Origin of the sequence: Bradyrhizobium sp., assembly GCF_049519115.1 — a bacterium.
Classification (GTDB): domain Bacteria; phylum Pseudomonadota; class Alphaproteobacteria; order Rhizobiales; family Xanthobacteraceae; genus Bradyrhizobium.
Window position 1 is genome coordinate 1 of record NZ_JBEKRB010000061.1, and the last position, 26,399, is coordinate 26,399.

Annotated in this window: 31 protein-coding genes; 26 read left to right on the top strand and 5 right to left on the bottom strand. The window is 60.4% G+C overall.

The window, feature by feature from the left end; all coding sequences use genetic code 11:
• Positions 1-296, bottom strand: a 296-nt coding sequence (locus ABSE61_RS30575) for an SDR family NAD(P)-dependent oxidoreductase (RefSeq protein ID WP_423874900.1), incomplete at its 3' end; no start/stop codon positions are given.
• 275 nt (positions 297-571) lie between these two features.
• On the opposite strand from ABSE61_RS30575, the gene ABSE61_RS30580 reads away from it, so the two are divergent.
• A complete protein-coding gene (locus ABSE61_RS30580; RefSeq protein WP_423874901.1) occupies positions 572-1,468 on the top strand; it encodes a LysR family transcriptional regulator in 897 nt (298 codons plus the stop codon).
• Between the two features lie 318 nt (positions 1,469-1,786).
• On the opposite strand, the gene ABSE61_RS30585 is transcribed toward ABSE61_RS30580, so the two are convergent.
• Together ABSE61_RS30585 and ABSE61_RS30590 are read right to left on the bottom strand one after the other, a co-directional pair.
• Positions 1,787-2,596, bottom strand: coding sequence for an MBL fold metallo-hydrolase (locus ABSE61_RS30585; RefSeq protein WP_423874902.1), 810 nt, complete (start codon positions 2,594-2,596; stop codon positions 1,787-1,789).
• Positions 2,597-2,772: 176 nt separating this feature from the next.
• A complete protein-coding gene (locus ABSE61_RS30590; protein WP_423874903.1) occupies positions 2,773-4,320 on the bottom strand; it encodes a Do family serine endopeptidase in 1,548 nt (515 codons plus the stop codon).
• 1,117 nt (positions 4,321-5,437) lie between these two features.
• Here ABSE61_RS30590 and ABSE61_RS30595 point away from each other — a divergent pair.
• Together ABSE61_RS30595 and ABSE61_RS30600 are read left to right on the top strand one after the other, a co-directional pair.
• Positions 5,438-5,629 carry a hypothetical protein gene (locus ABSE61_RS30595; RefSeq protein ID WP_423874904.1) on the top strand — a complete coding sequence of 64 codons (192 nt, stop codon included), beginning with the start codon at positions 5,438-5,440 and terminating at the stop codon, positions 5,627-5,629.
• Complete coding sequence (locus tag ABSE61_RS30600) at positions 5,626-5,835, top strand: hypothetical protein (protein WP_423874905.1); 210 nt, start codon at positions 5,626-5,628, stop codon at positions 5,833-5,835. The genes ABSE61_RS30595 and ABSE61_RS30600 overlap by 4 nt, the downstream gene beginning before the upstream one ends.
• Positions 5,836-5,861: 26 nt before the next feature.
• Here the strand turns inward: ABSE61_RS30600 and ABSE61_RS30605 are convergent, their stop codons facing one another.
• Positions 5,862-7,061, bottom strand: a complete 1,200-nt coding sequence (locus ABSE61_RS30605; RefSeq protein WP_423874906.1) for an adenylate/guanylate cyclase domain-containing protein — start codon at positions 7,059-7,061, stop codon at positions 5,862-5,864.
• A 119-nt stretch (positions 7,062-7,180) separates the two neighbouring features.
• Between ABSE61_RS30605 and ABSE61_RS30610 the strand changes: the two genes are divergently transcribed.
• The 15 genes from ABSE61_RS30610 (at position 7,181) to ABSE61_RS30680 (ending at position 17,288) form a co-directional block, all read left to right on the top strand.
• Positions 7,181-7,423, top strand: a complete 243-nt coding sequence (locus tag ABSE61_RS30610; protein WP_423874907.1) for a hypothetical protein — start codon at positions 7,181-7,183, stop codon at positions 7,421-7,423.
• 168 nt (positions 7,424-7,591) lie between these two features.
• Positions 7,592-7,837 (top strand): hypothetical protein, encoded by a 246-nt coding sequence (locus ABSE61_RS30615; protein WP_423874908.1) that lies wholly within the window; start codon positions 7,592-7,594, stop codon positions 7,835-7,837.
• A gap of 154 nt (positions 7,838-7,991) precedes the next feature.
• Positions 7,992-8,360: a cupin domain-containing protein gene (locus ABSE61_RS30620; protein ID WP_423874909.1), complete on the top strand. Its 369-nt coding sequence runs from the start codon at positions 7,992-7,994 to the stop codon at positions 8,358-8,360.
• A gap of 75 nt (positions 8,361-8,435) precedes the next feature.
• Entirely contained in the window at positions 8,436-8,756 is a 321-nt protein-coding gene (locus ABSE61_RS30625) for an ArsR/SmtB family transcription factor (RefSeq protein ID WP_423874910.1), read from the top strand.
• Positions 8,756-9,187, top strand: a complete 432-nt coding sequence (locus ABSE61_RS30630; protein WP_423874911.1) for an SRPBCC family protein — start codon at positions 8,756-8,758, stop codon at positions 9,185-9,187. The genes ABSE61_RS30625 and ABSE61_RS30630 overlap by 1 nt, the downstream gene beginning before the upstream one ends.
• Positions 9,188-9,457: 270 nt before the next feature.
• Positions 9,458-9,880: a DUF1801 domain-containing protein gene (locus tag ABSE61_RS30635; RefSeq protein WP_423874912.1), complete on the top strand. Its 423-nt coding sequence runs from the start codon at positions 9,458-9,460 to the stop codon at positions 9,878-9,880.
• Positions 9,881-9,940: 60 nt separating this feature from the next.
• A complete protein-coding gene (locus tag ABSE61_RS30640; RefSeq protein ID WP_423874913.1) occupies positions 9,941-10,786 on the top strand; it encodes a class I SAM-dependent methyltransferase in 846 nt (281 codons plus the stop codon).
• A gap of 121 nt (positions 10,787-10,907) precedes the next feature.
• Entirely contained in the window at positions 10,908-12,125 is a 1,218-nt protein-coding gene (locus ABSE61_RS30645) for an MFS transporter (RefSeq protein WP_423874914.1), read from the top strand.
• A 160-nt stretch (positions 12,126-12,285) separates the two neighbouring features.
• Positions 12,286-13,077 (top strand): DUF899 domain-containing protein, encoded by a 792-nt coding sequence (locus ABSE61_RS30650; protein WP_423874915.1) that lies wholly within the window; start codon positions 12,286-12,288, stop codon positions 13,075-13,077.
• Complete coding sequence (locus tag ABSE61_RS30655) at positions 13,074-13,376, top strand: hypothetical protein (RefSeq protein ID WP_423874916.1); 303 nt, start codon at positions 13,074-13,076, stop codon at positions 13,374-13,376. Before ABSE61_RS30650 ends, ABSE61_RS30655 begins: the two co-directional genes overlap by 4 nt.
• A complete protein-coding gene (locus ABSE61_RS30660) occupies positions 13,373-14,296 on the top strand; it encodes a sigma-70 family RNA polymerase sigma factor (protein WP_423874917.1) in 924 nt (307 codons plus the stop codon). Before ABSE61_RS30655 ends, ABSE61_RS30660 begins: the two co-directional genes overlap by 4 nt.
• 62 nt (positions 14,297-14,358) lie before the next feature.
• On the top strand, positions 14,359-14,703 hold the full coding sequence (locus tag ABSE61_RS30665) for a Lin0512 family protein (RefSeq protein ID WP_423874918.1): 345 nt from the start codon (positions 14,359-14,361) through the stop codon (positions 14,701-14,703).
• Positions 14,704-14,739: 36 nt separating this feature from the next.
• Positions 14,740-15,444 (top strand): glutathione S-transferase family protein, encoded by a 705-nt coding sequence (locus tag ABSE61_RS30670; RefSeq protein ID WP_423874919.1) that lies wholly within the window; start codon positions 14,740-14,742, stop codon positions 15,442-15,444.
• A 123-nt stretch (positions 15,445-15,567) separates the two neighbouring features.
• Positions 15,568-16,908 carry an amidohydrolase gene (locus tag ABSE61_RS30675; protein WP_423874920.1) on the top strand — a complete coding sequence of 447 codons (1,341 nt, stop codon included), beginning with the start codon at positions 15,568-15,570 and terminating at the stop codon, positions 16,906-16,908.
• Entirely contained in the window at positions 16,905-17,288 is a 384-nt protein-coding gene (locus ABSE61_RS30680; protein ID WP_423874921.1) for an ArsC family reductase, read from the top strand. The genes ABSE61_RS30675 and ABSE61_RS30680 overlap by 4 nt, the downstream gene beginning before the upstream one ends.
• Before the next feature lie 13 nt (positions 17,289-17,301).
• On the opposite strand, the gene ABSE61_RS30685 is transcribed toward ABSE61_RS30680, so the two are convergent.
• Positions 17,302-17,676, bottom strand: a complete 375-nt coding sequence (locus tag ABSE61_RS30685; RefSeq protein WP_423874922.1) for a PAS domain-containing protein — start codon at positions 17,674-17,676, stop codon at positions 17,302-17,304.
• A gap of 589 nt (positions 17,677-18,265) precedes the next feature.
• On the opposite strand from ABSE61_RS30685, the gene ABSE61_RS30690 reads away from it, so the two are divergent.
• From ABSE61_RS30690 to ABSE61_RS30725, 8 genes are all read left to right on the top strand, one after another.
• Positions 18,266-19,021 (top strand): ABC transporter ATP-binding protein, encoded by a 756-nt coding sequence (locus ABSE61_RS30690; protein WP_423874923.1) that lies wholly within the window; start codon positions 18,266-18,268, stop codon positions 19,019-19,021.
• Positions 19,014-19,763: an ABC transporter ATP-binding protein gene (locus ABSE61_RS30695; RefSeq protein ID WP_423874924.1), complete on the top strand. Its 750-nt coding sequence runs from the start codon at positions 19,014-19,016 to the stop codon at positions 19,761-19,763. Before ABSE61_RS30690 ends, ABSE61_RS30695 begins: the two co-directional genes overlap by 8 nt.
• A gap of 33 nt (positions 19,764-19,796) precedes the next feature.
• Positions 19,797-21,020 carry an ABC transporter substrate-binding protein gene (locus ABSE61_RS30700; protein WP_423874925.1) on the top strand — a complete coding sequence of 408 codons (1,224 nt, stop codon included), beginning with the start codon at positions 19,797-19,799 and terminating at the stop codon, positions 21,018-21,020.
• Between the two features lie 77 nt (positions 21,021-21,097).
• On the top strand, positions 21,098-21,961 hold the full coding sequence (locus tag ABSE61_RS30705; protein ID WP_423874926.1) for a branched-chain amino acid ABC transporter permease: 864 nt from the start codon (positions 21,098-21,100) through the stop codon (positions 21,959-21,961).
• Position 21,962: 1 nt separating this feature from the next.
• On the top strand, positions 21,963-22,931 hold the full coding sequence (locus ABSE61_RS30710; RefSeq protein ID WP_423874927.1) for a branched-chain amino acid ABC transporter permease: 969 nt from the start codon (positions 21,963-21,965) through the stop codon (positions 22,929-22,931).
• Positions 22,932-23,086: 155 nt separating this feature from the next.
• A complete protein-coding gene (locus ABSE61_RS30715; protein ID WP_423874928.1) occupies positions 23,087-23,731 on the top strand; it encodes a DUF47 domain-containing protein in 645 nt (214 codons plus the stop codon).
• Positions 23,732-23,734: 3 nt separating this feature from the next.
• Entirely contained in the window at positions 23,735-24,739 is a 1,005-nt protein-coding gene (locus ABSE61_RS30720) for an inorganic phosphate transporter (RefSeq protein WP_423874929.1), read from the top strand.
• A 100-nt stretch (positions 24,740-24,839) separates the two neighbouring features.
• A partial coding sequence (locus ABSE61_RS30725) for a peptide chain release factor 3 (RefSeq protein ID WP_423874930.1) occupies positions 24,840-26,399 on the top strand: 1,560 nt, incomplete at its 3' end.

Consider the following 26,399-nt stretch of genomic DNA (forward strand, 5'->3'; position numbering starts at 1 on the left):
ATCTCGCCCAGTGGGACTGCTTCGCCCGTGCCGGCGCTCGCGTACAAGACGTCGATCTTGCCCTTTTCCCGTTTGACTGTGTCGAACAGGCGGTCGAGGTCGTCGAGATTGGCCGCGTCGCCGCGCACGCCGGTCACGTTCCGGCCAATGAGCCTGACGGCCTCGTCGAGCGCCTCCTGCCTCCGGCCCGTGATGAAAACATAAGCGCCTTCTTCAACGAACCGCATGGCGCTCGCGAGCGCCATGCCGCTCGATCCACCCGTGATGACTGCAACCTTACCTTCAAGCTTTCCCATGACTTCTCCTACCAGGCTTCCGCCTTTGGTCGTTCGGGGACGCCCCCGAGAACCTCGACATAGGTCCGCCGGAGTCAGGCGTTGAGTGCGGAAGCGCGCACATCGGTGGTGCAAAATCGATCCGGCTGGACGACTGACGCCAGCCGCGACGATCGGTGTCCGCCGTTCGGAATTGGGCCGCGCTCGTCGACATAAGCTATGATGACCGCCCGTACTGCTGTTCGATGTGTTGGATACGACTTTGGAAGGGGCACCGCGCGGTGCCAGATTGCACCATGATCGACTGGGATGACGTTCGCTACTTTCTTGCCGTTGCGCGCGGAGGCTCGGTGCGGGCTGCTGCCGAGCGCCTCGGTGTGAACCACTCGACCGTGCTGCGACGCATCGCCCAGCTCGACGAACGCCTCGGTGTGCACATGTTCGAAAAGCTGCCTTCGGGCTACCGCCTGACGGGTGCGGGCGAGGAGGTCCTCGAGTTCGCGGACCAGATGGAAGCGTCGTCGCACCTGTTTGAGACGCGCGTTTTCGGGCGCGACCAGAGCGTGCGCGGGCTTCTGCGGGTGACGCTGGCACCGCCCCTCGCGACACACCTGTTCATGCCGGACTTCGCCGATTTCGCGCGTCTGCATCCAGACATCGAGATGGAAATCTTGTCGTCCGGCGAGCTGGCAAATCTGACCAACCGAGAGGCCGATGTCGCGATCCGCGTCGTCTACGACCGCAAAACCCTGCCGCTCAATCTTCACGGCCTGAAAGGGCCGGAGCTGTTCGGCGGCGTCTACATGTCCCGCGATCGACTAGCCGCGTGGCGTGCGGGCGCGCCTGATCCCATCCGGTGGATCGTCATAAGCATTCATGGAATTCCGGATTGGGCTAGCGAGGGTGAGGTTCGCACCACGGGGGTTCCATTCAGGACCACGGACGCCGAGGCGCAGATCGTTGCTGTACGGCAAGGGCTCGGGATGACGACGCTGCCGTGCTTCGTCGGAGATGCCGACCCCCTGCTGGTGAGGGTGCCGGGCGCCGACCTGCACATGTACGGAACGCTCTGGCTTCTCACCCAGGGGGAGACACGTAAGACGAAGCGCGTGCGGCTCTTCACCGAGTTCGTATCCCGCAGGCTTGCCGCGTACGCTCCACTTCTTGCGGGGCTGGCCATATCGCGCGACTGACGCGCGGCAGGTCGCCATCGACGCTTGCCGTAATCCGGTCGGAAGCCGAGCCGCGATCGCTCCAAGCGGTCAATCCCTGGCTATGTCGGCGTTGCCGGTGGATTCGGGAAAAGTGGATCGATATTGATAGTGGCTGAAAGCGGAGAATTTCTGGAGCGATCAAATTCCTCTTTGAATTCAAAAGCCATGCGCATCTGACGGTTCGGGCGACGGGAGTTTCGAAGCGGAGAAATTTTTCGCGACGACAAATCAACTCATTGGGCCCGATGCGAACAATGGTTACGACGCGCAAGGGTACACCGTTGCTGGCATTCTCCTTTAGCGGTCGTTGAGGAGATCAACGTAGCGCTTGGCCGATCGCTCGACCGCGGCGTTGCCGTCCGCCATGACGTCGCGGCCGGGAAAGGCGCCGTAAATGCGTTCGAAGCGCCACGCCGCCGCGGTATCCGCTATTCGCCGCACGATGCGTTCGGAGAGCGGCATCATGTTCGGATAACTCCACATGAACGATACGCGCCTGGTGTCCATCGCGACCTGGAGGATATCGCCACTGAGCAGCGCGCCTTGCCCGTTGGCTCCAGCTGCCCAGTGCAGGACTGTGCCGCCCGGATAATGGCCGCCGAGGCGAACCAGCGTCACTCCTTTTGCCAACATGGACGACTCTCCCTCCCAAAACTGGACCGCCGGGTCGGGCCGCATCAGCCACTCCCGGTCGGCGGCATGGAGGTGGACCCGGCAGTTGAACGCGCGGGCCCAATCCTGGCAGGTCGTGTAGTAGTGCGGATGCGAGATCGCGATGGCCCTGAGGCCGCCGAGGCCATGCACGAGTTCGATGGTCGCATCGTCGATCAGGGCCACGCAGTCCCACAGAATGTTGTCCTGCGGCGTGCGCACCAACAGCGCGCGTTGCCCGATCGCGAAGCCGGGATGGGTCTGGATCTGAAACAGGTCCGGCTCCAGCCGGGCCCAGCCGTTCACATGATCTTCCGCAAGCTCCTGCGGCGTCGTCCACTGCTGACGTCGCCGCGGAACAAATTGCCGCTCGTCCTCGCAGATCGGACACTGCGTCGGCGGCGTCGGCATCTCGGGGAATGACGTACCGCAAGTTTTGCAGATGTGAACCGGCATTGGATGTCTCCCTGGAGATAGCTGGATCAGCCGCGGGCCTGATCCATCATATCTCGCCTTGATATCTCGTCTTGGCGGGCAAATCAGCACCTGCCAAGCTGAGCCAAGAGCTTCAGGGGAAAGCTTCCCGCCGCGGCGCCTGGAGAAACGCCGACGGCGGGCTTGCTCACCATGCCCTAGCCGATGGGCATGGCGATGAAGTGCGTGTTGTCGGAGGTCTTCACCCGGATCAGCACGTCGTGCTTGCCGTCGGTCTTCGCTTGCGAGAGTGCCTGGCGAAGATCGTTGACGTTGGTGACGCCCTTGCCGCCGACATCGAGAATGACGTCGCCGGACTGGATGCCGTGCTCGGCGGCCGGACCGTTGGGGTCGACGGCCGTGACCACGATCCCCTTGTTGCCGGCGCCTGCAACGTCGTTCGCGGGCGCGACCGACAGGCCCAGGTGCGGAACGCCGCGCATGGCGTTGTCGTCAGCCTTCTCGTCAGCCTTGGCCTGCTTTCCGAGTTGATCAGGCATTTTCGCCAGCGTCACCGTGATCGTCTTCGCTTCTCCCTTTCGCAGGATGTCGACCTTGGCGGCGCTGTCGGGAGCCATTGCCGAGATCTCGCGGGCGAGCGCGCGCGAATTCCTGATCTCGGTCCCGTTGACCGCCGTGATCACGTCGCCGGCCTGTATTCCGGCCTTCGCGGCCGGCGTGTCGGGCTGCGCGTCGTCGACCAGCGCGCCTTGCAGCTGCTTCATGCCGAGGCTTTCGGCGATACCGGCCGTGACGGGCTGGACCTGAACGCCAAGCCAGGAGCGGGTGACGACACCCTTATCCTTGAGCTGCGCGACGATCATCTTCACGGTCGAAGCCGGAATGTCGAAGCCGATGCCGACCGATCCGCCGGACGGTGAATAGATCGCGGTGTTGACGCCGATCACCTTGCCGCTGGTATCGAAGGTCGGACCTCCCGAATTGCCCTTGTTGATCGGTGCGTCGATCTGGATGTAGTCGTCATAGGGGCTGGAGCTGATCGCGCGACCTTCGGCCGAGATGATGCCGGCCGTGACCGTGCCGCCGAGGCCATAGGGGTTGCCGACCGCGACCACCCAGTCGCCGACCCGCGGGGTTGCGGTTTCGAAGTCGACATAGGCAAAGTCCTTCTTGCCCTCGACCTTGATCAGCGCGAGATCCGTCTTCTGATCGGTTCCGATCACCTTGGCGGTATAGATGGTGCCGTCCTCGGTCGTGACCTCGACCGACTTCGCATGGTCGACCACGTGGTTGTTGGTGACGGCGTAACCGTCGGGCGAAATGAAGAAGCCGGAACCGAGGCCGGTGACCATCTGGTGGCGATGCATACGACCCTGCTGGCCGTTCCCGGAGCCATATTGCCGGAAGAATTTTTCAAACGGCGAACCCTGCATGAAGGGCGAATTGTCCTGACCTTCCCGATCCTCCGCCTGGGGCCCGTCCTGCTCGTCGCCCTGGTCGACCTGCACCCGAACCGAGATCACGGCGGGTTTGACCTTCGCGACGAGGTCGGCAAAGCCGGGCGCGCCCGGCGCAGTTGCGGTTATCGGCGCCGGCGTCGCGGCGAAGGCACTCCCGGCAAGCCGGCCGTATCCGAACGGTCCGCCGACCGCAAGTGCAGAGCCGAGCACGGCCGCGGAGCAAAGAAGCGTGAGCCGCCGTGCCGACCATGGTTTGCGGCGCGGCTGTTCGTTGGTATCTGTCATGATTGCATCTCCAAAGCTGATTAAGCCGACTGGCTTGTCTAGGGAGATAACTCGAAGGCATTACCGCCTCCTGTCGGGAGAATTAACATTTCCTGTTCGGGAAATTAATTCATCGTAACGCTGCGGCATTTTGTCAGCGATCCGGCTGACGTTGATCCGAGTGCCTCGCTCGGCCAAATTGCCCGTCGGGCAAATCACTGCGCGCCACGCGCCATGCCTCGCTTGTGTCCAGCCCTTCCGACGAAAATATTTCGCTTCGCCGTTTGCTAGACACAGCATTAGTGATTCCAGCCGTCCCGCCTCTATCTATAAGAGGGGCGTATCGCGATCGTCACGAACGTGGAGCGTGGGATGCGGTGGACGCGTGGGCGCTGGAGACGAACAGCGCACGTCGCGGACCGCGAAGCCGTGTGGTCCTGACGCCCCGATGCTGGCGTCAACTCGCGACAATGCTTCGCATTGCGCGGGGATGGTGGCAACAAAGCCCGGCTCACCAGGGAGCACGAAATAAGCCGTGAAAACCATTGCGCAGCGAAGGCCGGATCGAGCCGGTGAACCTGTGGTGACTAACTCGTGTGCTTTTTTACTTTTGCACGCGAGGCTGCTGCGGGCGCATCGGACGCTCGGTCTTCCCTGCGCCCTCTTGATCTGGAAGGACAAGGTTCAGGCATCACTCGGGCGCCATATGCGCTGCGGGACCGAACGTGTGCGCTTATCCGGCTGTTTGAAATGTCAACGATGAAGTCCGTGCCGCTTAATCCAAGCAGCACCGCATCGTACCATGGATCGCCATTCAGCCATGATACGCAAACAGCTCGATTCGGTCACGCGCTTGCGCCGCGACGCATCGGATTTTCCACATCCACATTTTTTGAAATGGCACGAGTATTGCTTAAGCCAATACAAGTATTGCTTGAGGCAATGAGGTGCGGAGTTCTTCTTCCGCTAGTTCTTTGACGTTGGGGAGGCTCACTGGCCCCGGCCTGGTCACGAGTATTTTATACCTTCGTTACCGCCGGCAGAACTTTAAAGTAGACGCAGAGCTACCAGATTAAATTTGGAATGATGTTCATCATTTAATGATGAATTCACTCTCTAGCTGAGGTTTGGAGCTGATATGGGCGACGTTATTCGATTTATCCCAAAGTCTGAGCGCGAGCGCGGCCGCTTAATTCGAGAGGCCCGTGCGATATATGACAGCATCTTCCCGCCGTCCGATCCGGTCGGTGAGCAGCCGGACAAGGCACCCCTAAGTCGCGCGGTCATCGGTGCCAATGCTTATCGCCGCGACGGGATTCTCCTGTCATGATCAAAGTCATCGCGGTGCTCTGCAATCTCTCCTCTCCGGCTGCTTGTCACGAGCAGACCGTCACGACCTCGGACTTCGCCGATGTCTCGATGCAGTCATGCCTGATGGGCGCGCCGCAACTCGCCGACTGGATGAAGCTGCATCCGGCCGAGCGCCTTGCGGGATGGCGTTGCGTGTTCGGTAAACAGGAGGGCAGGGGAGCCTAGGCTTAAACCGGACGATCGACCGGCTTTCAGCCGTGATACGCAAACAGCTCGATGGGGTCGTTGAAGCCGCGCACGGGAGTTTCGCCGACGCGCTCGAGATCGAAATCGCTTTTGACGAGATCGGCAAATGCCTGGGATAGCAGCACCGGCTTTCCCAATTGCTTGGTGAGCGCTTCGAGGCGTGAGGCCATGTTGACCGCAGGACCGATCACGGTGAAGTCGAGGCGGGTGCTCGAGCCGATATTGCCGTACATGACGTCGCCGACATGGACGCCGATGCCGTACTTGAGCGGCGCAGCACCGGTCTCATTGTTCTTCTCATTCAGCGCAATCATGGCCTGACGCGCCTCGGTCACGGCATGCAGCAGATTTGCGCAAGCATTGGGCTGGTCGAGCGGAAAGATGGCGAGCAGACCGTCGCCGATGAACTTCAGGATTTCCCCGCCATGCCGCGCAATCGGCTCCGACATCGCGTCAAAATAGCCGTTGAGCAGATCGATCACGTCGTCGCGCGGCCAGTTGTCCGAGATCTGTGTAAAGCCGCGCAGGTCGCAGATCATGATGGCGGCGCGAACCGTCGTGCCGGTTCCGCGCCGTGTCGCGCCGGCCAGAATGAGTTCGCCGGCATGCGTCCCGACATAGGTCTCCAGCAGCGTCCGCGCCAGGCGATTCTTGACCCGGATTTCGCTGACCAGCGCCAGGATCGGCACCAGCTTTAACAGGCTTGCGATCTGCGCATCGTCAAAACCGCCCGGCCGGTCGGTCGCAAAGGTCACGACATGCCGCTTGCCCTGCGTATGGTACATCGGCCACGCCACATAGTCGGTGAGGCCTTGTCCCCGCATCTCGTCGTAGACGGCATGCTTGCGGCCGAGCGCAGGGTCGCGCGTGAGATTCTCGCGCAATTCCTCCGCGCCATCATGGATTTCGGAGACGGGACTGCCGATGTATTCGGATCGCCCCCTGGCCTCATGGTCGACGCGCATCAGCTCGGCCTCGTGCATGCCGTCAGCCCACAGGATCTTGGCGCCAAGCCATTGCGGATGCTGGATCTGCACATGCAACGTCGCGCGCTTGACCGGGATGCCGACGCGCTGCAACCGCAGGCACATCTGCGCAAAGATATTGTCGATGAAGCGCTCGTCGCGCGCGTCGTTGGTCAGCCAGTGCAGGACGTCGCTGTCGGAATACGCGGTAGAGGGATCGATGTTGGGCGGCGCGTTCATATCTCGTCTTGCTCCCGGGCAGGGCGGTGCAACATATGTCGTGTCTCGGCGGGTGCAGCGCAAGATTGCCATTTGGTCCCGGCGGGAGGATGCTGTCTCGGGGCACCATGGAGAGCAGCATGAGCAAGGCCGGTCTCGACAATCGCCACCGCAACCACGACGGTGAAATCAGCCACAAGCATGGCAACACCCTCATCGGTACGTTGCGCAAGATTTATGGACCAGGTTTTGCTGCCGGTTATCCCGCGACCGAAAAGCTGAGCGATGTCCTGATCCAATTGAACGAGACGTCACTCAGCCAGCTCCGCCGCGATCATGAGACCGGCCATCTCGGCCACAAGATCGCCAAGGCATCGAAATAAGGGCATCGAAATAGACCGAAGGCGGCGCACTCGCCATGTCCGCTTTCGAGTTCCATTCTATCGCATCGCAGCGGATCTTGTGACCGAGGACGGGCAATCTTTAATTGCTCTCGCGAAAATTCTGTATCAGGAATGACCGCCGTAAAGGTTGGCTTGGAGGAAGCGACCATGACAGGAGCCGTTTATCAGCCGGAACTAATCGAGTTGATGAGGTCGGTTTTAGAGGAAGCTACCGCAATGCTCCCGGAAGCGAAGCGAACATCAACCATCAAAGCCGACATCGCCTCTGAAATCCTCGCCTGTGCTGCCAAGGGAGAGCGTGACCCGACAGTTTTGAAATCGGTGGCGCTTTCTGCAGCCGCAGACTGCACGCACTATTCTCACGACATATCGGAGGACCGGCGGGCCGTGTGAGCCCGCGCCAGCCTCGCCGGTGCCCTACAGCGCGACCGGCGTGGGTTGGCTGGCGTCTACCCATCCGATCGTCTTGCCAGCTCATCGACAGGCCGATAGTCCGTTAATAATCACGAGACCACCCGACGGCACACCGCGCGATCAGAGAATTCCCATGACCCGGAAAGCGATCAACTTCTCGCAAAAATTCGGTCTGTTCGACGAGCAATGGGCGCCCAAGGTCGTTGCCGAAATGAACGACTATCAGTTCAAGATCGTCAAACTATGCGGCGACTTCGTTTGGCACGATCACAAGGATACCGATGAGACGTTTATCGTCATCGAGGGCTATCTGCGGATCGATTTTCGCGACGGGTCGGTCAACATTTCCAAAGGCGAGATGTATGTCGTTCCCAAGGGCGTCGAGCACAAGCCCTATGCCAAAGACGAAGTGAAGCTGCTGCTGATCGAACCGCGCGGGGTACTGAACACCGGCGACGAAGCGGTGAGCGAGCGCACCGCTGAGAACGACGTCTGGATTTGAGATGTTGTTCAGGCTTGACTCATTCATAGCCCGGCGGTTATGTATTAATCAATAACCATTGAGTTATTGATTGCGATGCAAAACACCCACGACATGCTGTTCCGAACGCTGGCCGACCCGACCCGGCGGGCGATCTTCGAGCGACTGTGCCGCGAAGGCGAACAGACGGTCGCGGCGCTCACGGCTCGCTCCGGCGTCTCGCAACCGGCTGTCTCCAAGCATCTCGGGCTCCTGAAGCGGGCGAAGCTGGTGCGTGACCGACATGAAGGCCGCCAGACCCACTACGGCGCCCAACTCAACGCGCTGGCGCCGCTGATCGACTGGACCAGCCAGATGACCGGCTTCTGGCAGAGCCGGTTCGACCAGCTCGAGGACTTATTGAAAAGGATGGATTAATGAATCAACAAGTTGGCGAGACGCTATCCGTCGTCGTCGAACGGGAATTCGCGTTTCCGCTGGAAAAACTCTGGCGTGCGCTCACCCAGCCGCATTTGATCGAGGAGTGGCTGATGAAGAACGACTTCAAGCCGGCCGTCGGTCATCGTTTCAATCTTCGCGGCGACTGGGGCGGCGTTCTGGACTGTGAGGTCCTCACCATCGAGCCCAACAAGTCGCTGTCCTACACCTGGAACTTTGCCAATGACGATGCCGCCTACAACCTGACGAGCGTGGTGACCTTCACGCTCACGGCGACCGGCACCGGCACCCACCTGCGCATGGAACAATCGGGCTTCCGCGCCGATCAACCGAAGGCTTTCGGTGGTGCCAAGTTCGGTTGGCAGAAGTTCCTGGAGAACCTCGATCAGCTGCTGGCGCGGAACGATTGAACGTCGCAGGCATCGCCAAAAATAGGCAGCGCAAACTTTTCATGAGGGAATCGACAATGCGTTTGATCGTTCGCTGGCTTCACATCCTCTGTGCCATTCCGATCACGGGCTATATTTACAGTCCGCTCGTGGTGCTTCCGGATTATGCTACGCCAACGCGGTTCGTGTTCTTTCCTGTCATGTTGCTTTCCGGCCTGTGGATGTGGAAAGGCCATTGGCTTCGAGGAATGATTTCGAGAAGATCGGCTTGAGTTCGGCAAGTGTGATCGCATGGACGCATCGGAACAGATCGATCGGCTGATTGCGGGAATTACCGATTGGCGCGGCCAAACGCTCGCCAGCGTCCGCAAGACCATCCTCGCGGCAGACAAAGAGATCATCGAGGAGTGGAAGTGGATGGGGAGTCCGGTGTGGTCGCGCGACGGCATCGTTGCGGTCGGCAACGCTCACAAGGGCAAGGTGAAGCTGACCTTCATGTATGGCGCAAAGCTCGCCGATCCCGAAAAGCTCTTCAACGCGGGCTTTGAGGGTAATGAGCGCCGTGCGATCGATTTTTTGCAAGGCGACAAGGTCAACGCCTCTGCGCTGAAAAACCTGATCCGCGCCGCGATCGAATACAACCAAACCAAGACGTCGAAGAAGAAAGCGCCTGCGGCCAAAACCACTAAAGCGGGCAAAGCCGAAAAGCGATGATGTCGGCCATTGATCGCGCTGCAGTGCCGGGCTAACTGGCTGACATCGGAGGTTCGATGGATGCGGAACGCTGACCCCACGGTGACGACGGGTTTTGGCCGGGAATGGTCGACCTTCACGCAAAGTGACCAGTCGCTGGAGTGGGCCGAGCGCGAGCGGCTGTTTGCCGAATATTTCCAGATTTTCCCCTGGTCCGACCTGCCTGCCAATGCCGAAGGCCTCGATGCCGGCTGCGGCAGCGGCCGCTGGGCGTTCCTGGTGGCGCCGCGGGTCGGGCGCCTTCACGTGCTAGATGCCAGCCGTGAGGCGCTCGAGGTCGCCAAAGCCAACCTGGCCGGGCAGGGCAACGTTGCCTTCCATTATGCGAGCGTCAGCGACATTCCGCTTGCCGACAATTCGCTCGACTTCGCCTATTCCCTCGGCGTCCTGCACCATGTTCCCGATACCGCCGCTGCTATCAGGCATATTGGTTCCAAGCTTAAGCCAGACGCACCATTCCTGATTTATCTTTATTACGCGCTCGACAATCGCCCGGTCTGGTTTCGCGCCATCTGGCAAATAACGAATGTGGCGCGGATGGGAATCGCGAGGTTACCGGCGCGGCTGAAGCTCTTTGTCAGTGAATTGATTGCGGCCACGGTCTATTGGCCGATCGCGCGGCTCTGCGCTGGCTTAAGCAAGCTCGGCCTGTCGACGCGTCTGATCCCGTTGGAGGCCTATAAAGACCGAAGCTTCTACACCATGCGAACCGACGCCTATGACCGGTTCTGCACCTCGCTGGAGCAGCGCTTTTCGCGGAAGCAGATCGCCGAGATGCTTGAACTGGCCGGCTTCGACCGGATCGTTTTCTCGGAACAGGTGCCATTCTGGTGTGCGATCACGAGAAAGAGATCGGCGACGGAGTGATTCACCGCATGGCGCCTTGGGCGCCTGAATAAAAAAATCGTCTTGTCTCGCCGTCCGCCTGTCGGTTCCAGTCCCCCGTCATTCGTCTTCCATCCAGTGAGAGCCGAACTGGAGATCAGAAATGGAAAAAACTCGCTATCGCTGGGTGATCGTCGCGGCCGGAGGCCTGTTGGGCTGCGTGGCGATCGGCGGCATGTTTTCGTTACCGGTGCTGCTGCAGCCAATCGCGCGGGACACCGGCTGGTCCGTGACCGGCGTGTCCAGCGCCATGACCATCGGTTTTCTGGCGATGGCGCTGACCAGCATGGTCTGGGGCACTTTGTCCGACAGGTTCGGGCCGATGCCGGTGGTGCTGACCGGCTCGGTGGTGATCGCGGCTAGCCTGGGGCTTGCGAGCCTTGCGACCTCACTGATTGCCTTTCAAATCCTTTTCGGCGTGATGGTGGGGGCGGCGACGGCCGCGATCTTCGCACCAACGATGGCGACCGTGACCGGCTGGTTCGACACCCACCGCAGCCTCGCGGTGTCGCTGGTTTCGGCCGGGATGGGGATGGCGCCGATGACGATGTCGCCGCTCGCTGCCTGGCTGATCTCGCAATACGACTGGCGAACGGCGATGCAGATTTTGGCCGTTGTCGTTGCCGCGATCATGATTCCGGTCTCGTTTCTGATCCGCCGCGCACCGGCGCTCGATGCGGCTGTCGCACCATCCGGCGGCGAGGCGCCGCCGGCGGAAATGTCATTGGGCGAGGCGTTGCGCTCGCCGCAGTTCATCATTTTGCTCGCGACCAACTTCTTCTGCTGCGCCACTCATTCCGGCCCGATCATCCATACCGTGAGCTACGCCGTCAGTTGCGGGATTCCGATGATCGCGGCAGTCACGATCTATAGCATCGAAGGCCTTGCCGGGATGGGCGGCCGTATCGCATTCGGTCTGCTCGGCGACCGCTTCGGCGCTAAGCGCGTGCTGGTGACCGGGTTGTTATTGCAGGCGTTCGGTGCACTGGGCTACGTCTTCGCGCAACATTTGGCCGAGTTCTATGCTGCCGGCGCATTGTTCGGCTTTATCTATGCCGGCACCATGCCGCTTTATTCGGTGCTCGTGCGCGAGAACTTTCCAATACGGATGCTCGGCACGGTGATCGGCGGCCTGTCGATGGCCGGAAGCCTCGGCATGGCGACGGGGCCCATCGCGGGCGGCCTGATCTATGATACGTTTGGGAGTTACGCCTGGCTCTATATCGGTTCCTGGGCTGTGGGCCTCGGCGCTTTCTTCATCATTTTGACGTTCAGGCCATTTCCCAGGGGCGAGGCTGAGCCCGCGGCCGTCCCGGCATAGGAACGCACTGGGTAACACACGCGTCAGACGCTGCCGGTCCGCAAGGCCGGTGGGTTTTTTCGGCAAGACCTGACTCCTTTTTGGCATCTCAAACGTCTTTGCTGCATCAGACCGCTCGAAACGGGTTTCGGCCCGCAAAACAGCAAACCGGAGGTCAACGATGCCGACATCACCCAACCAGAAAGGCGTAACCCCCGCCATGAACACACCGCCGATCGTGTCCGCACAGGAATGGGAGGCCGCACGAGAGCAAATGCTCGTGAAGGAGAAAGCCTTGATCCGTGCCCGGGACGCAATGGCAGCCGAACGGCGGCGGATGCCGTGGATGGCTGTCGAGACGAGGTACGCCTTTGACGGACCTGCGGGCAAAGTCAGTCTGCTCGATTTGTTCGAGGGCCGCCATCAGTTGATCGTTTACCGCGCCTTCTTTGAGCCTGGCGTCCATGGCTGGCCGGAGCATGCCTGCATTGGCTGCTCGCTGGGGGCCGACCAGGTGTCCAACCTCGCCCACCTGAACGCGCGCGACACGACGCTGGTCTACGCCTCACGCGCACCGCAGGCCGACATTGTGCGCCTCAAGGCGCGAATGGGTTGGGAGAATATCCCCTGGTACACCATCACGGATAGTTTCGATGCAGACTTCGGTGTGGATCAATGGCACGGGCATAACGCATTCATCCGCGACGGAGATCGCGTGTTCCGGACTTACCTCATCAACAGCCGCGGCGACGAGGCGATGGGCACCGTCTGGAGCTATCTCGACATGACGGCGCTCGGGCGTCAGGAGGTATGGGAGGACTCTCCAGAGGGCTATCCGCAGGAGCGGCCATACAAGTGGTGGAACTGGAACGAGAGTTACGTTCCCAATGCCACAGCTGACCCCAAGTGGGTGCAGGTTTCGGACGCCGGCGAGGCCGCTTTCCGCAAACGCGACGCAGGTGCGAAACCATGACGCCAGACGATGCGAGAAGCGTAGCGGGCGCTGATGACGGGGGCGCCATGGCCGGATTGGTCGTGGCCAAATGGCTTCGTCTGGCGGCAACGCCGAGTTTCTCAATCATGGCGCTCTTGACGGTCGCTCTTGATAGCAGCCAACCGAATGCGCTCTGCTTGACGGCAGGTAGTTTGCAGTTTGGCGGAATGGCGCCGATGTATCTGCTGATGGCTATCTTTCATTCGATGCCATGGCTCAACCTGGTTTCGCGGCGACCAACGTTGCTCAGTATTACTGACCAGGGAGCGGCGGCTTGAACGTAAGCCCAATCTCATCGGACCGGCGGGCGGAGTTGCTGGCGCTGACGGTCGATTTGCGTCCAGAACTCCACCGGTACTGCGCGCGTCTCATGGGATCGGTGATCGACGGCGAGGACGTGGTGCAGGATACGTTCGCCCGGGCGCTGGTGGCGCTCGGGGAAATGGAAAATGTCCCACCACTTCGGCCCTGGCTGTTCAAAATTGCGCATAACCGTGCGCTCGATCTGTTGCGCAGTCGAACGGTGCGGAAGACCGAACCGATCGAAGCCGCCTCCGATGTCGCCGACGAGGCCACCCCGCATCCGATGGAGATATTGATGCGCCAGGAAGCTGTTGAGACCGCGGTATCGCGCTTTGCGGAGCTTCCGCTGCCTCAGCGCAGCGTCATCATCCTCAAGGACGTGCTTGATGAGTCGCTGAAGGACATCGCTGAATTGCTAGACATGACCGTCGATGCCGTCAAAGCCCATCTGGCGAGGGGGCGGGCTCGTCTTCGCGACCTCAACGCGCAGACGGCGACGCTTTCCGCAGCCAGGCCAGCGTCGGCTGCAACCGCGCGTTACGTCGCGCTTTTCAACACGCAAAATTGGGATGGCCTGCGGGCGCTCCTGGCCGATGACGTGAAACTGCATCAGTCGACTTATCCGGTTCGTGTCGGGTCGGCCGATGTCGGCATGTTCTTTACGATCTACGCCAAGTTCGAAGACGTACGGCTTCAGCCTGCCTGGGTGGAGGGCCGGGAAGTGATCGCGGTGTTCGAAGATAGCGCCGGCGCAGCGCCCAGCTATTTTCTGTGGCTCGAATGGCGAGATGGCCGCATCAGCTTCATCCGCGATTATCGCTACGCTCGCTATATCGTGGATGGTGCCGAACTGGTGCTGGCGCCGCATGGCGAGGCCGCCGGTGCTGGCGGTTGACTCGCACCGTCCGAAACCCATATCCCAGCATCGAGTTTTCACCTGACCAAGCCGAGGGACCGATGACGCGCGTGCGCTGTGTGACGGAGATGGGTATGGGCGTCGACGTCCATGGCAGGGATGCGACGAAAGCGGCGAAGCGGGCGGTGTCGGATGCGATCCGTCATTCCAGCCTCGGGTTTTTCCGGATGCTGGGCAAGACCGCCAATGACATGTTTGTCGATGTCACGATCGCGGTGCCGAATCCGGAAGCCGTCGACACCGAGGCGGTGGCGAAGGAACTGCCTTACGGCACGAAGAAAGTAACTGCGGTCAAAGGTGGTCTCGAAATTCCCTCCGAGAGCGGTAACGATCCTATTCTCATTGCCAACGCGGCCGTGATCGTCAGCTTTGACGACGGAAAATAAGCAGCGGGTCCAGCCTGTGCAGAGAGTGAATTTTTGATGTCCGATCTTTCCGCTTTTCCGATCACCAAACGCTGGCCGGCGAAACATCCGGACCTGCTTCAGCTTTACTCGTTACCGACGCCGAACGGCGTCAAGGTTTCGATCATGCTCGAAGAGATCGAACTGCCCTATGAGGTGCATCTGGTCGACTTCAACAAGGACGACCAGAAGACTCCGGAATTCCTGTCGCTCAATCCGAACGGCAAGATACCGGCGATCCTCGATCAGAATGGACCCGGCGGAAAACCGCTTGGATTGTTCGAATCCGGCGCCATCTTGCAATATCTCGCCGAGAAGACCGGCAAGCTCTTGCCGGCCGACCCCGCGCGCCGTTACGAAACCATTCAATGGCTGCACTTCCAGATGGGCGGCGTCGGGCCGATGTTCGGCCAGCTTGGCTTCTTCCATAAATTTGCCGGCAAGGAGATCGCCGACAAGCGGCCGCTCGAACGTTATGTGGCTGAATCGAAGCGCCTGCTTGGGGTCATTGATTCCCGTCTCACCGGACGGCAATGGATCATGGACGACGAATACACTATCGCCGATATCTCGATGCTCGGCTGGGTCCGCAATCTGATCGGATTTTACGGCGCGCGTGAACTGGTCGCGTTCGACGGCTTCGGCCATGTCTCGGCCTGGCTCGATCGTGGTCTGGCGCGACCGGCGGTCCAGGGCGGGCTGGAGATTCCAAAGCGGCCGTGACTACGCGGTCTTTCCCGATCAGCTATGCGGATTTCGCCCGGATGCGTGGTGCTGTTCATCGTGGCGGCGCGGCGCGACGCGGTCTATTCTGACAGCAAAGCGTGAAAAAGGGGCGTCACCGCCATGACGAAATTGACCGGGATATTGCTGATGTCGACGGCATTTTGTGCCGTGGTCGCCGTTTCGCCGGCGCGAGCCGAGCTTGACGTTGCCAAACTCAAGGCCTCGATCGAGACCTCGTTGGAAGCCGATTATCCGAAGCTGGAGGCGCTCTACAAGGATATTCACGCCCATCCGGAAGTGGCCTTCCAGGAAGTGAAGACCGCAGCCAAGCTTGCCGCGGAAATGCGCGCGCTCGGTTTCGAGGTGACCGAGAAAATCGGCAAAACGGGCCTCGTCGCGATCTACAAGAACGGCGACGGCCCCACCATCCTGGTGCGGACCGAACTCGACGCGTTGCCGATGGAAGAGAAGACCGGGCTTCCCTATGCCAGCCACGACAAGGCCGACTGGAATGGACAGGAGACCTTTGTCGATCACAGCTGCGGCCACGACATTCACATGGCAAGCTGGGTCGGCACGGCAAAAACACTGATCGGCCTCAAGGACCGATGGCATGGCACGCTGATGTTCATCGCCCAGCCCGCCGAGGAAACGGTGTCGGGCGCCAAGGCGATGATTGCCGACGGATTGTTTACGCGCTTCAAGAAGCCGGATTTCGGCTTTGCCCTTCACGACGGCCCCTTCGCTTACGGGACGCTGAGCTATCGTACAGGCATTGGCTCGTCGAATTCCGACAGTCTCGACCTGACGTTTCACGGCCGGGGCGGTCATGGCGCTGCACCACAACGGACCGTCGACCCCGTGATGATCGCGGCGCGCTTCATCGTCGACGTGCAAAGCGTAATCAGCCGCGAAAAAGATCCGACCGAATTCGGCGTCTTTAGCATCGGCGCGATCCATGCCGGCACCGCGCATAACATCATTCCCGATCAGGTGGTGCTGCGCGGGACCATCCGCACCTTCCGGCCGGAAGTCCGCGCCAAAATGCTGGCGGGGATCGAACGGACGGCGAAAGCCGCAGCCGCCATGTCGGGCGCGCCTGAACCTGACATCAGCTTCACCGAAGGCGCCAAGGCGGTCGTGAACGATACCGGCGTGGTCGAGACCGCGGCCAAAGTGTTGAAAGTCGCCTTCGGTGACAAGATCGGGACCTCGCCGCCGGTGACGGCGAGCGAGGATTTTTCCGAATTCATCGATGCCGGCGTGCCGTCGATGTTCTTCAATATCGGCGTCTACGAGCCGGAACGGGTTGCGGCGGCTTTCAATGGAACGGGTCCGCAACTGCCGCCCAATCACTCGCCGCAGTTCGCGCCGGTGCCGAAGCCAACGATCGAGACGGGTGTCGAGGCGATGACGCTCGCCGTTCTCAGCGCCTTCGACCAGTATGCGAGGGGCAAATGACGAAACCTGTCACGATCTACGGCATCAAGAACTGCGACACCATGAAGAAGGCGCGCGCCTGGCTCGACAGCCATGGCGTGAGTTACGAATTCCAAGACTACAAGACCGAGGGCGCGCCCAAGGAAAAGCTCAAAGCCTGGTGCGACGAACTCGGATGGGAAACCCTGCTCAATCGCGCCGGCACCACGTTTAGGAAATTACCCGAGGCCGACAAAGCGGGCTTGAACGAACGAAAAGCGCTTGCGCTCATGCTGGAACAGCCGTCGATGATCAAGCGCCCGGTGCTCGAGGCCAGCGGCAAACTGATCGTTGGTTTCAAGCCGGAAATCTACGCCAGCGAAGTCAAGGCGAGCGCAGGCGCGCGGCGCGCCAAGGCGTGATGCGGCAATCCCGCTAGCTGAACTCGATCATATCGGCGGAGGGAATGCGGCCGGGGAGCCGATGGAACAGCTCGCGGTCGATGACCGCGCGAAGCTTCGGCGTCGGTAACGTCTCGCTGCCGCGCATCAGGTTCCTGATCTCGAAACTGCCGTCGTCGCTGATGGTCTTTATGATGTGGGTGACACCGCCATTTTCCGAAAACGGCAGCAGCAACCGCTCATAGGCGACGATGCGGCCGCAGGCGTCGTCGACGTGGGAAACAGTGTAGACGGGAAGGGCGCGCGCGACGCATCGCCGATAGACCGGCATGATGAGCGGCGCCAGTCGCGCGCCGAGATATTCGTCGAGATACCGCCCCTTGCCGGTATAGCCAAAGGCGACCGACATGCGGTGCCTTCGCTGTCGATGATCGGTTGCAAAGGCTCGGCCTTCTCAACCGTCATGAAAACCAGGTCGGGAAGTTCGTCCCCGATCCGGTCGGGCTGAAATTCGCCGCTGCGCGGGGGCAAAAAGCCTCAGCCACGTGTTCAGAAGATCACGCTGCCTGATCGATTTGACGACCGTCGGGTTGGCGCTTTCAAAGTTCAAGGCTCAGGTCCAATAAAGCTTGGGTCCAATATCGAGAATAAAGCGCCAAACCTTCGGCCGAAGGCGAAAAGATTCGCCGAAGAGCTCTCAATCGTGGGACGACAACGTTAACGGCTGCTTTCCAAATGGGCAGCCGCAAAGCCCGCGGCCAAAGCGCCCGAAATGGCCATAAGACTAATGGCCAAGCGCGGTTAGCGCCGCTTTCCGCCTTGCACAAAGAGGGCCGTTGACGGCATATTCCGGGCCGGAGGCGGCGGGTCCCGGGAATTTAACACGCGAAACAAAACGCGGTATTTTCAGGCCCCTTGGGGAAGCCCGCTGTAAAGATAATGATAAGCCACGCGCGTGACCCAAGACGTCGCGGCGATGGCCTCGCGGGGGAATTTGATTGGCGGATGACTTCATTCTCGAAACCCACGGATTGACCAAGGAATTCGCGGGATTCTTTGCTGTTCGCGACGTCAGCCTCAAGGTGCGCCGCGGCAGTATTCACGCCTTGATCGGCCCTAATGGGGCCGGCAAGACGACCTGTTTCAATCTGCTCACCAAGTTCCTGAGGCCGTCGGCGGGTCAGATCCTCTACAAGGGACAGGACATCACGGCGATGGCGCCGGCCGATGTGGCGCGGCTCGGCCTCGTGCGCTCGTTTCAGATCTCGGCGGTGTTTCCGCATCTGACGGCGCTGGAAAACGTGCGCGTCGCACTGCAGCGTCAGCACGGCCATTCCTTTGATTTCTGGCGTTCCAAGACCGTGCTCGACCGCTTCAACGCCCGCGCGCATGAGCTGCTTGACGATGTCGGCCTGAGCGAGTTTGCCAAGACGCCTGCGATCGAGATGCCGTATGGCCGCAAACGTGCGTTGGAAATTGCGACGACGCTGGCGCTCGATCCTGAAATGATGCTGCTCGACGAGCCGATGGCGGGCATGGGTCACGAGGACATCGACAAGATCGCCGCGCTGATCAAGCGGATCTCCGCGAAGTACACCATCCTGATGGTCGAACATAATCTGTCCGTCGTCGCCAATCTGTCCGATATCATCACCGTGCTGACGCGCGGTCATGTGCTGGCAGAGGGCACTTATATCGAGCTTGCCAAAGACGAGCGCGTGAAGGAAGCCTATCTGGGGGCCGGCCATGGTTGATGTGAAAATGGCCGATGCCACCGTGGCGCCATCTCCTTCCGGAAACCCCATCCTGTCGGTGCAGAATCTCGAAGCCTGGTATGGCGAGTCCCACATTCTGCACGGCATCAATTTCCAGGTTGATCCGGGCGAGGTCGTCACGCTGCTCGGCCGCAACGGTGCGGGCAAGACGAGTACGCTGAAATCGGTGATGGGGATTATCGGCAAGCGCTCCGGTTCTATTCGCTTCGACGGCAAGGAGATCATCCGCAGCCCGTCGGACAGGATCGCGCGGATGGGTATTGCGTTTTGCCCCGAGGAACGCGGGATTTTCGCAAGCCTCGATGTTCGCGAAAACCTGCTGCTGCCGCCGACCGTCCGTAGCGGCGGATTGACGTTGGATCAGATTTTCGAGCTGTTTCCCAATCTCAAGGAGCGGCTGGGCAGCCAGGGCACGAAATTGTCGGGCGGCGAACAGCAGATGCTCGCGATCGGACGAATCCTGCGAACCGGCGCACGCTTTCTGATGCTGGACGAACCGACGGAGGGGCTTGCTCCGGTCATCATCCAGCAGATCGGCCAAACCATCAAACGCCTGAAGAGCGAGGGTTTCACCATCCTGCTCGTCGAGCAGAATTTCCGGTTCGCCGCGACGGTTGCCGATCGCTATTACATCGTGGAGCACGGCAAGATCATCGACGGTTTCGCCAATGCGGAACTGCAAGCCAACATGGACAAGCTTCACACCTATCTCGGCGTCTAAAAAACAACGCGAAAACATCCAGAGGGATCGCCTATGAAAGCCAGAATTTTCGCAAGCCTCTTGCTCGGTACGGCCATGAGCCTGTCGGCGACCTGCTTCGCCAATGCCCAGGACAAGGTCGTCAAGATCGGGGCGCTGTCCGATCAATCCGGCCTTTATTCCGACCTCGGCGGCCCGGGCTCGACACTCGCCGCCCAGATGGCGATCGAGGATTCAGGTCTGACCGCCAAGGGTTGGAAGATCGACGTCATCTCCGGTGATCATCAGAACAAGCCGGATATCGGCACCGCGATCGCGCGGCAGTGGTTCGATGTCGAAAAGGTCGACATCATCGTCGACGTTCCGAATTCCGGGGTCGCGCTGGCGGTCAACAATGTCGTCAAGGAAAAGAACGGCGTTTACATCAATTCGGGGGCGGCGACCTCCGATCTCACCAACGCACAATGCACGCCCAATACAGTTCACTGGACCTACGACACCTATATGCTTGCCCACGTCACGGGCCAGGCGCTGGTCAAGGCCGGGGGCGATACCTGGTTTTTCCTGACTGCCGACTACGCCTTCGGCGCGGCGCTCGAGCGCGACACCACGGCCGTCATCCTGGCCAATGGCGGCAAGGTCGTCGGTGGGGTGAAGCATCCCCTGAACACGGCGGACTTCTCCTCCTTCCTGCTGCAAGCGCAGGCCTCGAAAGCCAAGATTGTCGGTCTTGCCAATGCCGGTGGCGACACCACGAACACGATCAAGCAGGCAGCCGAATTCGGTATCGTCAGCGGAGGCCAAAAGCTCGCCGCGTTACTTTTGTTCATCACCGACGTCAAGGCCATCGGTCTTGAAACGGCGCAAGGGCTCAACTTCTCCGAGACGTTTTATTGGGATCTGAACGACAAGACGCGCGAGTTCTCCAAGAAATTTTCCGCGCGCATGAAGAACGGCTCGCCGCCAACCATGGTGCATGCCGGCGTCTATGCGGGTCTCATGCATTACTTCAAGGCGCTCGACGCCCTTGGCGGCAACCCGCATGACGGCGCCAAGATCGTGGACAAGATGAAATCGATCCCGACCGATGATCCGTTGTTCGGCAAAGGCGAGGTCCAGCCCAACGGCCGTGTCATCCATTCGGCTTACCTGTTCGAGGTCAAGAAGCCGTCGGAATCCAAGGCGCCCTGGGATTTCTACAAGCTGATCGGCACGGTTCCGGGCGATCAGGCGTTCACGCCGCTTGCCGAGAGCAAGTGCGCGCTTCTGAAGAAATAGGCGATTAATTTCGGCGGTCTCGCTCCGGCGAGGCCGCCAGCGTAACGTCAACGGCATGAGTTGAAAGATCGGCCCATATGCAAGCTCTTTATGCACAGCTCCTCGTTGGATTGATCAACGGCTCATTCTACGCCTTGCTGAGCCTTGGGCTTGCCGTGATCTTCGGCATGCTCAACATCATCAATTTCGCGCACGGTGCGCTTTATATGATGGGCGCGTTCTGCGCCTATTTCCTGCTCAATATTTTTGGCATCGGATATTGGTGGGCGCTGCTCATCGCGCCGATTGCGGTTGGCATTTTCGGCATGGTTCTGGAGCGGACCATGCTGCAATGGCTGGCCGGCCTCGATCACCTCTACGGGCTGTTGCTGACGTTCGGGCTTGCGCTGATCATTCAAGGTATCTTCCAGAACTATTTCGGCTCGTCCGGTTTGCCTTACGCCATACCCGACGAGCTGAAGGGCGGCATGAATCTCGGCTTCATGTTCCTGCCTATCTATCGCGGCTGGGTAGTGGTGTTCTCGCTCATTGTGTGCTTTGCGACCTGGTACCTGATCGAGCGAACGCGGCTCGGCGCCTATTTGCGGGCCGCAACCGAAAACCCAACGCTGGTGCGCGCCTTCGGTATCAACGTGCCGCGGATGATCACGCTGACCTATGGTCTCGGTGTCGGTTTGGCGGCGCTGGCCGGCGTCTTGTCGGCGCCGATCAATCAGGTCCGGCCGCTGATGGGCGAGAATATCATCATCGTGGTGTTTGCCGTGGTGGTGATCGGCGGCATGGGCTCGATCATGGGGTCGATCATTACCGGCTTTGCACTGGGCTTGATCGAGGGCTTGACCAAGTACTTCTATCCGGAAGCCTCTAACACCGTGGTATTCGTACTCATGGTGCTGGTATTGCTGGTGAAACCAACGGGATTGACGGGACGGGCAGCCTGACATGACGGCGATGACCGACGACACCTTACCGGTAACCCCGCGCGCCATTCGCGACGAGATGATCGCGTTCGCGATCATGACCGTGCTTTTGTTGCTGGTGCCGCTGACCAGCCTCTATCCTTTCTTCGTGATGCAGGGGCTGTGTTTTGCGCTGCTCGCCTGCGCCTTCAACCTCCTGATCGGGTATGGCGGCCTGCTGTCATTCGGCCATGCGATGTTCTTAGGCACCGGGGGCTATGTCACCGCCCACGCCGTCAAGGTGTGGGGCGTGCCGCCCGAGCTTGGCATTCTCATCGGCATCGCGGCATCGGCGGCGCTTGGTATCATCACCGGCGTCGTGGCGATCCGGCGTCAGGGCATCTATTTCGCGATGATCACGCTGGCACTCTCGCAACTTATCTATTTCATCTATCTGCAAGCCCCGTTCACACATGGTGAAGACGGTATCCAGGGTATCCCGCAGGGCAAGTTGCTCGGGATCTTTGATCTCTCCAAGCCGACGGTGCTTTATTACGTCATCGTCGCAGGTTTCCTGTTCGGCTTCCTCGTGATCTTCCGTGCCATCAACTCGCCATTCGGCGAGGTGCTGAAATCGATCCGTGAGAACGAGCAGCGCGCCATTTCGCTGGGCTACAAGACCGACCAATACAAATTGCTGGCCTTTATTCTGTCCGGAACGCTGGCAGGATTTGCAGGCTCGCTGAAGGTGTTCGTGGTCCAGAATGCGTCGTTGTCGGATGTCGAGGTGGGGATGTCCGGCCTGATCGTGTTGATGACGCTGGTGGGCGGGCTCGGCACGGTATTCGGCCCGGTGATCGGCGCGTTCATCATCGTCGCCACGCAGCAATATCTCGCCGGGTTTGGCTCCTGGGTGACCGTGATCCAGGGGTCGATTTTCGTCGCCTGCGTGCTGACGTTCCGTCGCGGCATTGTGGGTGAAATTGCCCATTTGTTCGGCCGTTCGCTCTAGAAGCGGCGGGTTCAAACCGGCTCTACCGGTCGTATAAAGCCGTGGAGAGGTCCGATTCCGCGGGCCACCCGGTATGCGGCACCATCCGAATTGGTCTATGACAGGATTATGACGGGTCCTTCGGGCCTGGCTCTTGTACGATTTTGGACATAACCATGCTGCGTTGGTTTCGCGCTTTCCTGCCCAAGGAAGAGCGGTTTTTTGAACTCTTTGCCAGGCATTCCCAGACAGTGCAGCAGGGCGCGCTCGCGTTGCAGGGCATGCTTCAGGGGGGTGAAGAAACGCCGGTTTTCTGCCAGCGCGTCAATCAGTTTGAAAACGATGCCGATAACATCACGCGCGAGGTGCTCACCGCGGTCCGGCGCACCTTTATCACGCCGTTCGATCGGGGCGACATCAAGAACCTGATCACCGCGATGGACGACGCCATCGACCAGATGCAGCAAACCGCAAAGGCCGTGATGTTGTTCGAGGTGCGCACCTTCGAGCCGCCGATGCGCGAGATAGGGACACTTCTGGTCGAATGCGCGAACCTTGTCAGCCGCGCGCTGCCGCTGATGCAATCGATCGGCAGCAATGTGTCGTTGCTGACGACGATCACCGAAGAGTTGACCAAGCTTGAGGGCCGCGTCGACGATCTACAGGATATCGGGCTGAAGGAGCTGTTCCTCAAGCACCGCGACGCCAATGCGATGGACTTCATTGTCGGCGCGGAAATTTACGATCATCTGGAGAAGGTGGCCGATCGTTTCGACGACGTAGCCAATGAGATCAGCAGCATCGTGATCGAGCAGGTATAAGAAGTGGATGCCGCGCTTGGTGTTCCGGTTCTGGTCGGGTTGATTGCCGTCGCGTTGCTGTTCGACTTTCTCAACGGACTGCATGACGCCGCTAATTCGATTGCGACGATCGTGTCGACCCGCGTGCTGCGGCCGCAATATGCCGTGTTCTGGGCCGCCTTTTTCAACTTCGTGGCTTTCTCGGTGTTCGGGCTGAACGTCGCGCAGACGATCGGTACCGGCATCATCGAGCCCAGCATCATCGATGTGCCGGTTATCCTTGCCGCCCTCGTCGGCGCCATCGTGTGGAATATCGTCACTTGGGCCTTGGGTATTCCATCTTCGAGTTCGCATGCGTTGATCGGTGGGCTGGTGGGCGGCGGCATGGCAAAGGCCGGGTTTTCGGCAGCCGTCTGGAGCGGGCTCTCCAAAACGCTACTGGCGATCGTGTTGTCGCCACTGATCGGGTTCTTGCTGGCGCTTGCACTGGTCGCGATCGTATCGTGGATCGCGGTCCGCTCGACCCCGTTTGCGGTCGACCGCGCCTTTCGGATTTTGCAGTTTGCCTCAGCCTCACTCTATTCGCTCGGCCATGGCGGCAATGATGCTCAGAAGACCATGGGCATCATCGCCGTGCTGTTGTTCTCGCAAGGACAGCTTGGGTCCGACTTTTACGTCCCGTTCTGGGTGGTGCTGGCGTGCCAGGCGGCGATGGCCATGGGTACGCTGATGGGCGGCTGGCGGATCGTTCGCACCATGGGTTTGAGGATCACCAAACTGACGCCGATGCAGGGATTCTGTGCCGAAACCGGCGGTGCCATCACGCTGTTCCTTGCGACCTTTCTCGGGGTTCCCGTATCCACAACCCATACCATTACAGGCGCCATCGTCGGCGTCGGCGCGGCGCGGCGGGTCTCGGCGGTACGATGGAATGTGGCCAGCTCGATTGTCTATGCCTGGGTGATTACCATTCCGGCCGCGGCCGGTGTCGCAGCCGTAGCCTACTGGTTGGTCAAATTGTTGGGTTAATCGGTGGCTTCGATTGGAGCCGGTCTGTGTCATCCCCATATATGGGCATGCACGGACCCTCCTTGATCCGGCCCGGTTTCCCTGCCAAACGCTTTGCCCTATGTCCGATCTCGCTCTCAGCACTGATTCCTCATCGCCGCTCGCGAGCGAAGTGGCGCGCCGGCGCACTTTTGCGATCATTTCCCACCCGGACGCCGGCAAGACCACGCTGACGGAAAAGCTTCTTTTGTTCGGCGGCGCGATCAATCTGGCAGGACAGGTCAAGGCCAAGGGCGAACGGCGCAATACCCGTTCCGACTGGATGAAGATCGAGCGTGAGCGCGGGATTTCCGTGGTCACCTCGGTGATGACGTTCGAATTCGACGGTCTCGTTTTCAACCTTCTGGATACGCCGGGCCACGAAGACTTTTCCGAAGACACCTACCGCACGCTGACGGCAGTCGATTCGGCGGTGATGGTGATTGACGCCGCCAAGGGCATCGAGGCGCGCACGCGCAAGCTGTTTGAGGTGTGCCGCCTTCGCGACATTCCCATCATCACCTTCATCAACAAGATGGACCGCGAGAGCCGCGACACGTTCGACCTTCTGGACGAGATCGAGAAGACGCTGGCGCTCGACACCACACCGATGACCTGGCCGGTCGGTCGCGGCCGCGATTTCCTGGGGACCTACGACATCGCGACGGGTGGCGTGCGCCTCCTGGAGGGCGGCGGCGCCAAGACCGGCGCGGCCCAGCAAATCGACATCGCCGAACTGGCTGGCCGCAATGCCAATCTCGACGTTGCCGAGGTCAGGGAAGAACTCGCGCTGGTCTCGGAAGCCTGCAAGCCGTTCGAGCTCGAGGCGTTTCGCGAGGGCCATTTGACGCCGGTCTATTTCGGCAGCGCGCTGCGCAATTTCGGCGTCGGCGATCTCTTGGAAGGCCTCGGCCGCTTTGCGCCGTCGCCGCGCGCGCAAGAAAGTAACTTGCGCAAGGTAGAGGCCGCCGAGCCCCGCATGAGCGCCTTCGTGTTCAAGATCCAGGCCAACATGGATCCGAATCACCGCGACCGGATCGCGTTTGCGCGGTTGTGCTCGGGCAAGTTGACCCGAGGCATGAAAGCCAAGCTCGTGCGCACCGGCAAGACCATGCCGCTGTCGAGCCCGCAATTCTTCTTCGCCCAGGACCGTTCAGTGGCCGACGAGGCCTATGCCGGCGACGTCGTCGGCATTCCCAATCACGGCTCTTTGCGGATCGGCGACACGCTCACGGAAGGCGAGGACATCACCTTTGTCGGGGTGCCGAGCTTTGCGCCGGAAATCGTCCGTCGCGTGCGGCTCACCGATGCGATGAAGGCCAAGAAACTCAAGGAAGCGTTGCAGCAGATGTCGGAGGAGGGCGTCGTTCAGGTGTTTCGGCCGCGCGATGGCGCGCCGGCGCTGGTTGGCGTGGTCGGTCCGCTGCAACTCGACGTGCTCAAGGCGCGGCTTGAGGCGGAATACGCGCTGCCGGTTGAATTCGAAGTTTCGGAATTCCAGCTGGCGCGCTGGATTTCCTCCGAAGACCGCAAGAAGCTCGATACTTTTATTGCAGCCAACGGCTCCGGCGTCGCCGACGACGTCGACGGCGATCCGGTTTTCCTCGCCAAGAACGAGTTCTATCTCGGCTACACCAAGGAG